General features: G+C 46.0%; 15 protein-coding genes and 2 pseudogenes. 4 read left to right on the top strand and 13 right to left on the bottom strand.

The window, feature by feature from the left end; genetic code table 11:
• Nucleotides 1-203 precede the first annotated feature (203 nt).
• From ACN06F_RS07120 to ACN06F_RS07090, 7 genes and pseudogenes are all read right to left on the bottom strand, one after another.
• Nucleotides 204-449: a hypothetical protein gene (locus ACN06F_RS07120; RefSeq protein ID WP_217987353.1), complete on the bottom strand. Its 246-nt coding sequence runs from the start codon at nt 447-449 to the stop codon at nt 204-206.
• A 6-nt stretch (nt 450-455) separates the two neighbouring features.
• Nucleotides 456-857 (bottom strand): class I SAM-dependent methyltransferase, encoded by a 402-nt coding sequence (locus ACN06F_RS07115; RefSeq protein ID WP_433924929.1) that lies wholly within the window; start codon nt 855-857, stop codon nt 456-458.
• A gap of 168 nt (nt 858-1,025) precedes the next feature.
• Nucleotides 1,026-1,466: a hypothetical protein gene (locus ACN06F_RS07110; RefSeq protein WP_095604232.1), complete on the bottom strand. Its 441-nt coding sequence runs from the start codon at nt 1,464-1,466 to the stop codon at nt 1,026-1,028.
• Between the two features lie 85 nt (nt 1,467-1,551).
• Nucleotides 1,552-2,628 (bottom strand): LPO_1073/Vpar_1526 family protein, encoded by a 1,077-nt coding sequence (locus tag ACN06F_RS07105; protein WP_217987355.1) that lies wholly within the window; start codon nt 2,626-2,628, stop codon nt 1,552-1,554.
• Nucleotides 2,629-2,936: 308 nt separating this feature from the next.
• A complete protein-coding gene (locus ACN06F_RS07100) occupies nt 2,937-3,989 on the bottom strand; it encodes a DUF2971 domain-containing protein (RefSeq protein ID WP_217987357.1) in 1,053 nt (350 codons plus the stop codon).
• Between the two features lie 404 nt (nt 3,990-4,393).
• A pseudogene (locus ACN06F_RS07095) lies at nt 4,394-4,486 on the bottom strand (YtoQ family protein); the annotation flags it as partial.
• A gap of 282 nt (nt 4,487-4,768) precedes the next feature.
• Nucleotides 4,769-5,305, bottom strand: coding sequence for a DMT family transporter (locus ACN06F_RS07090; RefSeq protein WP_433924928.1), 537 nt, complete (start codon nt 5,303-5,305; stop codon nt 4,769-4,771).
• 94 nt (nt 5,306-5,399) lie between these two features.
• Here ACN06F_RS07090 and ACN06F_RS07085 point away from each other — a divergent pair, with 94 nt between their 5' ends.
• Entirely contained in the window at nt 5,400-6,377 is a 978-nt protein-coding gene (locus tag ACN06F_RS07085; protein ID WP_433924927.1) for a LysR family transcriptional regulator, read from the top strand.
• A 360-nt stretch (nt 6,378-6,737) separates the two neighbouring features.
• Here ACN06F_RS07085 and ACN06F_RS07080 read toward each other — a convergent pair whose 3' ends face one another.
• Both ACN06F_RS07080 and ACN06F_RS07075 read right to left on the bottom strand, forming a co-directional pair.
• On the bottom strand, nt 6,738-7,088 hold the full coding sequence (locus ACN06F_RS07080) for a cupin domain-containing protein (protein ID WP_253920346.1): 351 nt from the start codon (nt 7,086-7,088) through the stop codon (nt 6,738-6,740).
• Nucleotides 7,089-7,995: 907 nt separating this feature from the next.
• The gene (locus ACN06F_RS07075; RefSeq protein WP_051626445.1) at nt 7,996-8,622 is read right to left on the bottom strand and encodes a helix-turn-helix domain-containing protein; all 627 of its coding nucleotides are present in this window, start codon (nt 8,620-8,622) and stop codon (nt 7,996-7,998) included.
• A gap of 185 nt (nt 8,623-8,807) precedes the next feature.
• Between ACN06F_RS07075 and ACN06F_RS07070 the strand changes: the two genes are divergently transcribed.
• The 3 genes and pseudogenes from ACN06F_RS07070 to ACN06F_RS07060 form a co-directional block, all read left to right on the top strand.
• Nucleotides 8,808-9,185 (top strand): RidA family protein, encoded by a 378-nt coding sequence (locus ACN06F_RS07070; RefSeq protein ID WP_038483437.1) that lies wholly within the window; start codon nt 8,808-8,810, stop codon nt 9,183-9,185.
• A 50-nt stretch (nt 9,186-9,235) separates the two neighbouring features.
• Complete coding sequence (locus tag ACN06F_RS07065) at nt 9,236-10,315, top strand: YkvI family membrane protein (RefSeq protein ID WP_433924926.1); 1,080 nt, start codon at nt 9,236-9,238, stop codon at nt 10,313-10,315.
• Nucleotides 10,316-10,330: 15 nt separating this feature from the next.
• Nucleotides 10,331-10,420: pseudogene (locus ACN06F_RS07060) on the top strand (FAD-dependent oxidoreductase); the annotation flags it as partial.
• Nucleotides 10,421-10,530: 110 nt separating this feature from the next.
• Here ACN06F_RS07060 and ACN06F_RS07055 read toward each other — a convergent pair.
• The 4 genes from ACN06F_RS07055 to ACN06F_RS07040 all read right to left on the bottom strand — a co-directional run bounded on the left by ACN06F_RS07055 (nt 10,531) and on the right by ACN06F_RS07040 (nt 12,289).
• Nucleotides 10,531-10,821, bottom strand: a complete 291-nt coding sequence (locus tag ACN06F_RS07055) for a hypothetical protein (protein ID WP_433925136.1) — start codon at nt 10,819-10,821, stop codon at nt 10,531-10,533.
• A gap of 23 nt (nt 10,822-10,844) precedes the next feature.
• Nucleotides 10,845-11,213: a GNAT family N-acetyltransferase gene (locus ACN06F_RS07050; protein ID WP_433924925.1), complete on the bottom strand. Its 369-nt coding sequence runs from the start codon at nt 11,211-11,213 to the stop codon at nt 10,845-10,847.
• A gap of 165 nt (nt 11,214-11,378) precedes the next feature.
• Nucleotides 11,379-11,789 (bottom strand): hypothetical protein, encoded by a 411-nt coding sequence (locus tag ACN06F_RS07045; RefSeq protein WP_433924924.1) that lies wholly within the window; start codon nt 11,787-11,789, stop codon nt 11,379-11,381.
• Nucleotides 11,790-11,872: 83 nt separating this feature from the next.
• Nucleotides 11,873-12,289 (bottom strand): hypothetical protein, encoded by a 417-nt coding sequence (locus ACN06F_RS07040; protein ID WP_433924923.1) that lies wholly within the window; start codon nt 12,287-12,289, stop codon nt 11,873-11,875.
• Between the last annotated feature and the right edge of the window lie 43 nt (nt 12,290-12,332).

Raw genomic sequence — 12,332 nt, 5'->3', positions numbered from 1 at the left:
GCTTGAAACGCGGCATGATAGTCGCTCATCGCCTGTTTTCTTGATCCTACCAAAACATAGGCGTCAGCGGAGTTTTTCTACAGGCTCAACGCCTGCATAACACGTTTGCAACTATACGACCTAGCTGAATTTTAACGCCTTAATTACTGAAACTAAAGGCAGACTGACAACGACGAATGTAGAAAATCGTGTTGATGAATTTGTTATATTTTTTTACCTGAGAACAACGCAACACATCCTATAACTTCAACCTTAACATCAGTAAAGTGCTTGTTTAACGATAACAGCAATGAGTCTAGATCATCGTTGCTATTACTAAATATCCCTTTTTTATTGTAAACACCCATCAATTTATTAGCGAAAAAATTTAGTTTTGCACCCTTACCCAAAATTGTACTGCCAAACAACACCCCACCATCGTTCAGATGGTCTTTTAGATGTTCAAACATAATTCCTTAATCAATCAAATTTCCAGGCAGGCAATGAAGCAAATAATTAACACTAATCGAGTCGAATCTATCGACATTTAATTCAAGAGGCTCAAGCACATCCCCGCAGTAAACTTCCGGTTGAAAATGATTGATTGCCTTTGAAGTTGCATCAAGACTATTTTGATTCAAATCTAGCAAAGCGATACGTTTTGTTGATTGAGATAGATAATACTTGAGGTAATAACCTGAGCCAATACCAACATCTAAATGGTTAGATGTAACCAACATTAAAAACTGCTCACTAATATTTCTAGTTGGACATTTCCAAAAAAAGTTATTTGAGACTCCTAAAACCCAGAAATCGTATATTGAGAGCACTTTCTTCGAGTAGACAGCTTGTCCAGCAACTGTGGGTCCTTTATTCACTTCTAATTCCGTATAGTATGAATTATCAGACTTCAATTTATACTAAAAATCAAAGATAGAAGACCTTACCAGAGATAAAAAATATAACGCCGCTAGCACGCGCGGCTTTGTAGTGAAGGCGAAGCCGTAACGGAAAAGCCGTCGCCGTGGCTAGCCTTGTTATAAAACTTATTGCCAATCAAGCTCGACGACCCCAGCATTATTTCCACCTGTGAGAAAACGAATAAACAATGAGTTCTGATAACCTAGCTGACCCCTGAATGCTGAGAGCTTTTCCAGATCTTTAAAGCTTTGCTCTTGGTTAGTCGATTTCTTAATTTCCACTGCTAGTAAATTCTCGGTTGTCATGCGTCTATGAATAATAATATCCGGAACCACGTTACGTTCAATGGATTCTCCGGTAGGCGAGACCGCATAAATCAGTTTTTTCACTACTTCCATTTTACGATTGTATTCGCAATCAACATCCCAATCAGGGAAATGCGGACAAAGCTTCATCGCTAACTGATGCGATATTGCTTGCTCGCTTGCATCATTTTCAAGTAGTTGTGCCTGCTCGCCCACAAATTCATCAAGCAAAGTCTGAATATTCACGTCGCCGATTAACACATGCTCTCCAGAGTTTTATAACGCCTAGCTCACCGGAAAAATGCGAGCTCAGCGAGTATTTTTCCGGTGCAGCTACTTGTTATAATTATTTGATCCAAATTGAAAGATCCATAGTTTCATCTGTTCTTCTTCTATAATTTGCGTGTGCTATTGCTATACCTACGCTAGTTAATTCAAACTGTTTAAAAGAAGACTTATTCCATGTATCAAAGATTTTATCCATCTCTGGAATGGCATCTATTAACATGGTTTTTATGTCATTTTGATTTTTTGTTGTTTTAGTAAAATACTGCTTGAGCTTAGTGACTAGTCCTTGGTCAAGCCCATTTTCGCGTGAAATGTGCTCAAGAACGCTTTCATCTAAGACGCCAATCTGCAGTTTACTAGAATCATGAAAGCATGGAATTATTAGCCCTGCTAGGTTATGACCTTCACCTATTTCAGCAATTAGCTCTTCATGGGTAAATCCACTTGAGAAAAAAGCTTTATACGTATCTCTCAGCCGTTGCTCCAACTGCCCGTAATTTCCAGCTCTTACATGACCACACCCCAAATACTCTAGGTGCGTATAGTCTGAGTGAGAATCGGATAAATTCTCTACAAATGGGACAATTCTTTTCTTGAAATGAGCAATGAGCTCGTCATAGTTTTTAACATCCATTCTTCGGGTGCTTACCAACAAAAAATTGAGTGTTAAAGTATCAAATTGTTCCGTTGTCAATTTTGGTGCAATACTAAGAGATTCATCAAGAACGATTTGAACCATGTTCCTCTTGGGTTCAGAAGCCCTATCCACCAAGATATCTACCAGGAGGTCGCCCAAGTCTTGATCACCACTGATTGCATATTGTTTTTGCACATTAAACAATGCATCTTGCATGGCCGGTTGTTCGAACTCACTTAAGGACTCCGGGTGTCTTTCATTAAGCTCTGAAATAACCTTCTCGGTCACCTCTTCAGCTCTTTCTTGGGCTATAATAGCCGCTTCTTGCTTTAGCTCAATAAAATTGGCTTTAAAAACATCATTAGCAATTTCCTTGGCGTCTGTATAGGAAATGCCTTGATTAACTATTACTTGTTGGCCTTGCAGGTTTGTGGAATTGTCACCCGCGTCTTGCTTTTGGCTAGATTTATTTGTCATTTTTCTGAGTAAATTCAACATTCCCACCTGCCTGAATATTCGTGGAGTTATTTCCTGAACGCTGTTTCTGACTAATTCCGTTAGCCCCCTTTCTTTTGAAAATAGCGATTACCCCACCAATGATAAATATCCCTACCCCACTGAACACCCAAGTGTGATTATTACTAAACCATTCGATAATAGTGTCCAAAATTTACTCCGATTGAATTCTAACGCCGCATTAAGGTGTGAGCAACGCTACCACGAAACCCAACCATACCACCGTAAACACAAAAAACAACGATGGAATGAAAAATGCCATGCGTTGGGCATCACTCTTAAATGCTTTGTTATACAACTAAGTCGACTGCCTCTAACTTACCGAAAATATTGTGTTTAGCTACTCGAAGCTTTAAGTGAGACAAATTTTCGTTTTTACCAACTAATTCAATTATTTTCAATTTATCTGCTTCACTCATGTTATAACCAAAAACAATGGATTCGAACGCGTCAAAAGGAATTTGTTTTAGGTTAATCTCTGCATAGGTAGGGAAAAGATTTGAAAGTTCATCAGGAAGCTGAACACCGAAGTCTGGCTGTATTTGTGGCCCAATTTTCTTATCGCTTAGAATCAAAGGGCACACAATTCTAACTTCGTCCTCTGGAGACCATTGTTCAGCTTTTGAGCATAGCAGTCGCTCTGAAAATTCAGCGACATCAATCCCGTTATTCAAAAGTGATTGCAGCACACCAAACGAGTTCTGGAAACTGCTAACCTGAAAGTTTCTTATTGGCGCACCATTTATTCGAATAGACCCTTTATAATATGTAAGCGAGGCTCGCTTATCCGCTGTATAGCTGACTTCTTTTGGTGGGAATTGGCCAAAAAATGGATGTTCCTCGTCAAAAGTAACAGCTAGCCCCTTACCTTCACTAGCATAGTGCGTCCACATGAGCTCATTTGTATCAGACTTCGCAAGAGACAGCACACCTAACTGACAACTTAATGCTTCCACTATGAATGAGTTGATTCTTTCAGCTGCTATAACCAGTTGTTCTTTGTCGTACTCTTCCATTGATTGAAAGCCTTCTTGGCGCAGCATATGAGGGATTTGTTCCCCGTACCTAATACCACATGGCTTTAAAAATAAATTCTCCAGTTCCTCATTAGAAGGAACATAAGATGGGACAGCTTGCAATTTATAATGCACTTTTCTCGCCCATGCATAATCCGCTGGTGAAAATTCGTTAAAATATGGCCATAACCTAGATTCACTACCTTTATCATTGAGATACTTTGGTTGCGTAATACGAAATAACCCATTTGATATAAAATCGGCTCTAGGCGACCAACTTTGGTCATCACTATCAAATACTAAACCATAATACTTTACGAGCATCATTATCACCCTTGTTGTATAACAGTGATTATATAGCCTGCTGCATAACACCCTTGAACATGCCAGCACGTTTATTGGTATTATCTAGCCACCCAAAAAAACCATAAGCCACTGTTTTTTTTTATAGCTTTATTTACCCAGCATGGCAACATATCCAAAATTCGCGTGCCGGCTCGTTTCTACGATCTAATCATACTTTATTGATAAATTTTGCTTAGGTCACGTGGCTTTGAAGAAAAATTGAGCTGGAGCAGGCTTTGGGCAGCCATCGCGGGTGCCTTTTGGCTCGTTCCTCGCCAAGCGTTACGCCGCGCTACGGGGTGGCTAGATTGCTTATGTGGCGTGATCATCGCGCGCTGAAGCGCCCTCCTACAACACTGCTAATACAGTGACGGTGTTGCATGGGCTTAGGCTTTGAGGACGTAACGCAGGGTTTCAACGACTTGGTCTGTCGTGGTACGCCAAGCTTGGGCTTGGGCATCGACTTCTTTCAGCGGGTGATGTCGGGGCTTGGCGAATGCAGAGGAGTATGAACCAATCTACTCAGCCCCGTCATTCCCGAGTGGGGTTATCGGGAATCCAATTTGACCTTTTCAGCCGAAGCTAGGGTCCTTAAATCGAAATGGATTCCCGCTAAAAGCATGCGGGAATGACAGCTGGAGAGAAGCAGTCATTCCCGTCGCCTTATTAGGCACCGTGCCTCACCAGGCAACATTGAAAGCCCAGTGTTAACAGCGGGCAGTTACAAACAGAGCACTCATCTCTACAGGTGTTCGGAAGTGTCATCCCTTGGACTCAGCGGCTCCAGAGACTTCAGTTGCTACCTGTGTAGAGCTCTGGTGAGGCGATGCAATGGTCGGCGAAAACCACTGCACAGTCACCATACCCACCAGCACCAGCGTGACACCTGCCAAACGCCCAATGCTGACCTCCCTGACGGGCAGATTCAACCAGCCATGATAATCCAACAACAGTGAACTAATCAGTTGCCCTGCGATGACACACACAATGAAGTTGGTCGCCCCGACGCGTGGTACTAGAACCAACGCTGACGAAATATAGATGACTCCTGCTACACCGCCCAGCCAGGCCCAAGCCGGTATGTGCCTGATGGCCCCCAGGGCAGGAGCAGGCACTTGCATGGCAATCACGATGGGTATTACGACAAGCATACTGACAACCAGAGAGACCAGTGTCGCCCAAAGGGGGTGGCCTAGCGCTCGGCCCAATTCAGCGTTGCTGCCAGCTTGAAAAGGCACCAAGGCACCCGCGATAACCGCCACAGCCGCAAGCGCCACTAATGTGAAAGATGAATTCATGACAAGACTCCTGAGACATTGCAAAAGGTCTTTTATCTTTTATGATTCACGCCATAAATTGAAATTCATTTTTTTATTTTACGGCATTCGTCTCATGAATAATTTAAGACGCATTGATCTCAACTTACTGGTTACCCTGCACGCGCTATTGGTGGAAAAGCACGTGTCGCGGGCGGCCCAGCGCTTACATAAAAGCCAACCGGCCGTCAGCCATGCTCTCGCCAATCTGCGGACCATCTTTGACGACCCGCTGCTGGTGAGAAGAGCAGGCAAGCTGGAGCTCACTTCCCGCGCCAATGAATTGCTACCGAAATTAACAGAAGCACTGCATCAGCTCGGCGCGCTGATTGAACAGCCCGCCTTTGACTCCGCCCATGAGAAACGAGTGTTTCGGCTTGCCATGTCAGACTATGGAGCTCGCGTAGTGCTTCCTGGTTTGGTTAGGCGATTGCGTTCAGAAGCTCCAGGGATTGATCTGCAAGTTTCTCAGGGCAGCCGCGTCGCGATGCTGGCAGGTGTCCATGATGGGGAGATCGATATGGCTTTTGGCGTGTTTCAGCCGCCTCTTTCGGATGAGTTACGTACTCATAAGCTATTCATTGAGCACTTCGTTTGTGCTGCGGATAAAAACACGCTGCCCAAAACGGGCGATCTTGATAAAACACAGTGGCTCTCGCGACCGCATGTCCTAGTCGCCATGCAAAGTAGTGAAGGCAATGAGATAGAAAACGCATTGCATAGAGAAGGCGTCAGCCGTCGGGTGGCGATGACCCTACCCCACTGGGGAGTGGCCAGCCATGTGGTGCCAAATACGGATTTGATCTTAACGGCCGCTCGGCGCAGCTTTGATCTATTTCTGAAAGACTCACCACTGCAGCTCTTCACACCGCCTTACCCCATTGATCCTTTTGAGTTCAGCATGGTATGGCACTCACGGCGGGAGAGCGATGCCGGGCACAACTGGCTGAAGCAGGCGATCATTGAGATGCTTCAAGAAGATGGGGCAAAAGAACCGGATGAGTCAGCAATTGCCGTGCCGGCCTTGACCATTCCCCCGACATTAACACCATAAAAGTGGCTAACATCTCAAACACTGGCGGCGCGTAGCGATGTTCGAGTGTTTTAACTTAATACTTATTGAGTCTTCCCCCCAGCTCAGCCCGTTTGGCTAAGCTGAAAAGGCGACCAAACCTAACAGGAGAAGGCTCGGTGAATTACCACGTTAAAGAGCCTCAATGGGTATTTGCTGTAAGCCATTCACCTGATTTTACGATTGGTGGCACCACGATACTCTCCTTGCATATAACGCCGCGTTAAGTAGTGAGCAACGCTAACCACCCAACCTAAACTATTGTGCTGTAAACACTTAAGCTGAATCAAACCGAAAATGCCACGCGTTGCGAATCTGCCTTAAACGCTTTGTTATGGCGATTTACTTTAGACTTGCTTGGATTATTAGTAACTCAATTTCATTGTCCGATGTATTAACCAAACTATGGGTGCCAAAACGTTTATTAACTATCATATCTCCTGAAGCCACCTTTCTGTCCTCACCTTCAATGGTCATAGTGCCTTCACCTTTCAAAATGATATACATTTCTTCATCGTCTCCGTGAGTATGCTCACCCATAGAGCTTCCCGGTGGCATAACGACACGGATGGCAAAGTCCCAAGCACCATCGAAATCTTTACGTCTGAATGCACGATAGATATCTATTGAACCTTCTCCATCATGGCTATTTTCGTCGACTTCTTTATCACAAGTGTAAAAATTACGTATCATCTTTTCCGAATTCCTTTCTGATTATTTTCCGCAGATCTACTGAGCGCCATAACAGTAATTATATGGCCTGCTGCATAACACCCTTGAACATGCCAGCACGTTTATTGGTGTTATCTAGCCGCCCCAAAAATCTTAAACCACTGTTTTATAATCTTATTTACCCAGCATGGCAACATATCCAAAATTCGCGTGCCGGCTCGTTTCTACGATCTAATCATACTTTATTGATAAATTTTGCTTAGGTCACGTGGCTTTGAAGAAAAATTGAGCTGGAGCAGGCTTTGGGCAGCAGTGCTGCCATCGCGCTGGGCCGCCGTGCGGGTGCCTTTTGGCTCGTTCCTCGCCAAGCGTTACGCCGCGCTACGGGGTGGCTAGATTGCTTATGTGGCGTGATCATCGCGCGCTGAAGCGCCCGCCCTCCTACAACACTGCTAATACAGTGACGGTGTTGCGGGAGACGCATGAGCTTAGGCTTTGAGGACGTAACGCAGGGTTTCAACGACTTGGTCTGTAGTAATGCACCAGGCTTGGGCTGTGCATCTTTAGAAAACGATCCACTTTGTTCATGGCTGCATCTAGCGAGAGAATCGTCTTGGCCCGTCGGATATCCCGATCCAGATTGGCTTCCGTCTCGGCCTCATCTCGCGCGGTGCGCCAGTAGGTGATGCCGAATCAGGCCTCTGAGTTTCTCACGCTTATCGTCCAATTCATTGAACGTGCCCGACCACTCCTCGCCTCTTTCCTCAATCCTACCAAAACTTAGCCGTCAGCGGATCACTTTTGCTGAAGCATTGGAACTGGCCAAGTCGCTGTAACCTGCTTCAGCCAAAACAAGAGGACGAGCCTGCCAGGGTCTCCCACTTTACATTCTGTGTTTTCACGAAATTAGCGAAGCCTGATAGCTGGTTCAGCCTTGAAGATCGCCCTCTTTGGGTTCCGACATCACAGCTATTACTTCTGCATCTTCATCACCCTCGGCCAGATAAATATGCCCGATGGAACTGTTGAAATAAGCCGTTTCTCGTTCACCCAGGCTGATGCTTTCACCATTTTCAAAGTGAATGCAGACGCGCCCCGATAGCACCATGGCAAACTCCTCTCCGGGGTGGCGGATGAAGTCTTCAAACTCACCCAGATCACGCGCCTGAATCCGAGCATAAACCGGCATCATGCTCCGACCGGGAAACTCACCCGCAATAGGATGATATTCATAGCTGCCAGTAGCATACCCAGTCGCCTCAGAAATTTTGCTGGTGACCACCGTTGGCTGATCTGACCTGTCTGCACCCGATTCAGGGTTGAACAGCTGGGATAGGCTAACATTCAGAACACGTGCGGCAGCAGCAAGCTTGTCATAGCTGACAGTTGCCTGCCCCAACTCCATTTTCGACAGCGTTGAAAGCGCAACACCACTCTTCTCAGACACCTGTTTCAAGGTGAATTTTTGCTGTTTACGGTGAGCCCTTAGGCGAGAGCCGACCAGTACTCGGTCGATCAGTGTATCGGACGGCTGGGATTGAGAGTCTGTTGGCATGAAAGCTTCGCGGTTCGACCTGACTATGAATACGAAGCCCTAGTGTATCCCGAAAACAACTTGACTTTAAGGTTCTCACATTTGATATTCCCTTTTACGAGAATTATCATTTAAGAGAAATTGTGATTCTATCGTGCCGCCCGTGCGGCTCGGCCACTCAATAGCCATCAACGAGATATAACCCCATGTCCAATTCAATCGAACGTATCCCCAGCGACTTGCCCTTCCCATTCTCCCGTGCCGTTCGCGTGGGAGGTTTCCTGATGCTTTCAGGCCAGATTCCCATGACTGCTGAAGGCGAAGTCGTCAAAGGCAGTATCGAAGAGCAAACCGAAGCGGTCATGACCCGTATCGGCGAGTCCCTTGAACACTGTGGCGCGAGTTTTGCGCAGGTCGTTAAAGCGACCGTCTGGCTGTCGGACATGAAGCACTTTGCGGGCTTCAACGAAGTCTACAAACGCTATTTCGAAGCAGGTCTGCCGGTTCGTTCCACCGTGACAGCAGGCCTAGCACTGGGCGTTGATGTCGAAGTGGAAGTGCAAGCCTGGGTCGGTGAAGCCTGATTCAGCCAGCTAACTGGCACAGAAAAATAAGAAACTGAGGGTTTGGCATCATGAAAGATGTATTGAAAATCGCAGGCGCTTTTGTCGGATTTCTGGTTGGAGCAGGCTTTGCTTCAGGCCAGGAGCTGCTTCAATTCTTTGTTAGCTTCGGCGCTTGGGGGCTGGCAGGTGTCGCGCTGAGTACTGCCGCTTTTATCTTCCTGGGCATGACGCTGGCGAATCTGGGTAGCGAGCTTCAAGCGACTTCTCACAAGGAAGTTGTACGGGCTATCTGTGGCCCCTGGCTTAGCAAGCCCATCGATTTGCTGATGACATTTTTCATGTTTGCCATAGCCGTAGTGATGCTGGCCGGTGCCGGTGCACTGCTGGAACAAAAACTGGGCCTGCCTGTAGCCTGGGGCAGCGCGCTGGTGACTCTGCTGGTAATTGCAGCCACCTGTCTCAAACTGAAAAAAGTGCTCACGCTGATCAGCAGCATCACTCCTCTGCTGATTTTGGTAGCACTGGGTATCGCGATCTACGCACTGGCAACCCGAGAAACCGACCTGACGACACTGAACCAGTTGGCACTCGACCAAAACGCAGCCACCAGCCATTGGGCACTGGGCGCCATGCTGTACGTTTCGTATAACATCTTCGGCTGCGTCGCGATTCTTGCCATCTCCAGCGGTGCTGCAAAAGACCGCCGCAAAGCAACCTGGGGCGGTATTCTTGGCGGCATTACCCTGGGTGCGCTGATGATGACGATCAGTCTGGCCATGCTGTCGCGCCTGGACAGTCTGGTTGATACGCCTATGCCGATGCTGGCTTTAGCACTAGAGGTTTCCCCTGCGCTTTCCTCGCTGGTATCGGTCGTCATTCTGCTGATGATTTTCAATACCGCAGTGGGCTGCCTTTACTCTTTTTCATCCCGATTTTTGCCGGCCGATACCACGTCTTTCCGCGTTGGATCCTTAATAGCAGGCATCATTGCCTATGCCTGCAGCATGTTTGGATTTGTCAGCCTAGTCGGCATGGTGTATCCCGTGTTCGGCTACATCGGGTTCATCCTTATTACCGCAATAACCGTTGCCTGGGTGCGCCAACGCATGAAGCACAGTCACAAGGCACAAACTGCACGAGCCCAATAAGAAATTAATGGATTTATGGAACGTGAGATTCTGGTTCTGGGTGCTGGCATGGTCGGAGTATCCGTTGCCTATCACCTGCAGCAGAGAAGCCATAAGGTCACATTGGGGGATCGTAAAGCATCTGGGTGCGCCTTGCTCCTAACGCTGAGCACAGCGGCGACCTTGGAATGGCAAAGGGCGTCCGGCGGCCATCGGCCGCGTACTGCTGCGACTTGTTATAAATTTTTGTCCCTTGCCTGCGATTTGGCATTCTCCACCACTCTTGGGTTCCTTGGCTTTCCTGCCTCATCTACAAGAACTTGGGTTACGCCACAACGACAATCTTCAGGGACATTTTCCAAACTGTATAGATCTTTAACTTCTTCAACGTCGAGCAGATCTCCATGCAATGATTTATGGTGTTCACACATCAAAGAAAGACACATGTATTTAACCGGAATGCCGAGCCGTTTGACGTCCTCGTTTTCCTTCAGGATTTTGTCCAGCCTCATGCTGTTTACCGTCATGACTTCACCATTTAAAACAGTGATTAGAGCATTTTTTCAAAATAGAGAAGGTTTTTGTCGTGATATGAACTTGTTCCAGTTTCGGTAAAACCCATTTTCCTATATATGTGCTGGCCACGAACATTCGATTCGAATACATCGAGCCATATGCGCTCACCTCGAAGCTCCTTCCTACAGTATTCTTCCATCATACTTATCGCAGCTTGACCAATTCCCTTTCCTTTTCTGTCTACTACAATTCGGCTAAATTCTATTTTTGTTTCATTCTCTATCGATAGTATAATGAAGCCAGAAAATGTATCATTCTCATAAATAGATAGGTATACAACGCTATCATTATTCATTTCCTCAAAATGCCTTTCCTTTGTATATGGAATAATAAACGACGACACATCGCTCGCCGATTCAAATTCTACAATCTTTTCAACTTCATCAGGATTTTATTTTCGTAATTCGAGCATATAGCTTCCCGTGCGCTCTAACGCCCGAGCACAGCGGCACGAACGTAGTGAGTGTCCGGAGCCGCAGGCGCGTACTGATGCGATTTGTTATATGATTTAAACACTCGCGCCATATTTCTGCCATACAAGACGGGTCCCAAAGAGAATCCCCACTATAAACGTAATACGTTGACTTGAAATAAGCAGCCAAAGAGGTAAAAAGTCAAGATAGAGATATCCGTAAATTCCTCTTGCATTTGCACCAAAAGCAACAATATTGTCAGTAATAACAGGATTGAGTTTTTGAATTACAGCTGGAATCGCTCCTACTAAAAGAACAGCAAGCACAACCGTTAAGAACAGGAAGCTTATGCAGAGCTTGGCTGACATAGCCTCTTTTCTATTATCTAAATTCTTGAACGCAAACCCGATGAGCCCTATGAAGACGGTTGATAAAGTAATTATCCACATACTCCATTCCTGAAGTAACTTCAGAGCTTCAAGCTGTAACTGAATTTCAGTCTCCATTGTCGACTCCTGTCAAATAATGCTGCCAACAGCGCAAGATCCAGCGCACATAGTGCGCGATGCTGCTTGGCCTTGTTAGGCGACTATATACGCCCCTTCTTTTTCCCTTTTCGATTTTCTGGGGACCCCGATACTAATAGTGAGTCTGCGTCAATCTCTTTTGCTTTCGCAATGTAATAGTCTATATCTTCTTTTGAAGTGCCTTCCGGGACCTCAATGGATACGCCGTTCTTACCAGTAATCGTAATATGACCTCCCTTACGATTCGCCAAATATGCGAATGCTCCAGTGATTGCTGCGGAGATTACACCGGCGCCAGCCGCTATTAGCGTTGTGGATGTCAGAAATACATCCGCAGGGCCAACGTCTTCGATTTGATAGGTATTTGAATCGTATTTAATCTCGAACTTCGTATCAGATAGCCCAAACTTGTCTGCATCAGGCCTCCTTTCGTACCCATCCTCGTAAAGCTTTACAGACACTTTCTCTGTTTTTTTCATAGCCAATTCTCCTCGAATGAATTGTTCACTCAGCAAAATCGAG

The organism is Vreelandella sp. 21 (assembly GCF_050995515.1).
In the GTDB taxonomy this organism is placed as follows: domain Bacteria; phylum Pseudomonadota; class Gammaproteobacteria; order Pseudomonadales; family Halomonadaceae; genus Vreelandella; species Vreelandella alkaliphila.
This window is presented reverse-complemented; position numbering and strand designations above follow the sequence as displayed.

Excerpts from the sequence above, each read along its gene's own strand:
- ACN06F_RS07120 (WP_217987353.1), bottom strand. The coding sequence starts at position 449 with ATGTTTGAACATCTAAAAGACCATCTGAACGATGGTGGGGTGTTGTTT.
- ACN06F_RS07105 (WP_217987355.1), bottom strand. The coding sequence starts at position 2,628 with ATGTTGAATTTACTCAGAAAAATGACAAATAAATCTAGCCAAAAGCAA.
- ACN06F_RS07100 (WP_217987357.1), bottom strand. The coding sequence starts at position 3,989 with ATGATGCTCGTAAAGTATTATGGTTTAGTATTTGATAGTGATGACCAA.
- ACN06F_RS07090 (WP_433924928.1), bottom strand. The coding sequence starts at position 5,305 with ATGAATTCATCTTTCACATTAGTGGCGCTTGCGGCTGTGGCGGTTATC.
- ACN06F_RS07085 (WP_433924927.1), top strand. The coding sequence starts at position 5,400 with ATGAATAATTTAAGACGCATTGATCTCAACTTACTGGTTACCCTGCAC.
- ACN06F_RS07080 (WP_253920346.1), bottom strand. The coding sequence starts at position 7,088 with ATGATACGTAATTTTTACACTTGTGATAAAGAAGTCGACGAAAATAGC.
- ACN06F_RS07075 (WP_051626445.1), bottom strand. The coding sequence starts at position 8,622 with ATGCCAACAGACTCTCAATCCCAGCCGTCCGATACACTGATCGACCGA.
- ACN06F_RS07070 (WP_038483437.1), top strand. The coding sequence starts at position 8,808 with ATGTCCAATTCAATCGAACGTATCCCCAGCGACTTGCCCTTCCCATTC.
- ACN06F_RS07065 (WP_433924926.1), top strand. The coding sequence starts at position 9,236 with ATGAAAGATGTATTGAAAATCGCAGGCGCTTTTGTCGGATTTCTGGTT.
- ACN06F_RS07055 (WP_433925136.1), bottom strand. The coding sequence starts at position 10,821 with ATGACGGTAAACAGCATGAGGCTGGACAAAATCCTGAAGGAAAACGAG.
- ACN06F_RS07045 (WP_433924924.1), bottom strand. The coding sequence starts at position 11,789 with ATGGAGACTGAAATTCAGTTACAGCTTGAAGCTCTGAAGTTACTTCAG.
- ACN06F_RS07040 (WP_433924923.1), bottom strand. The coding sequence starts at position 12,289 with ATGAAAAAAACAGAGAAAGTGTCTGTAAAGCTTTACGAGGATGGGTAC.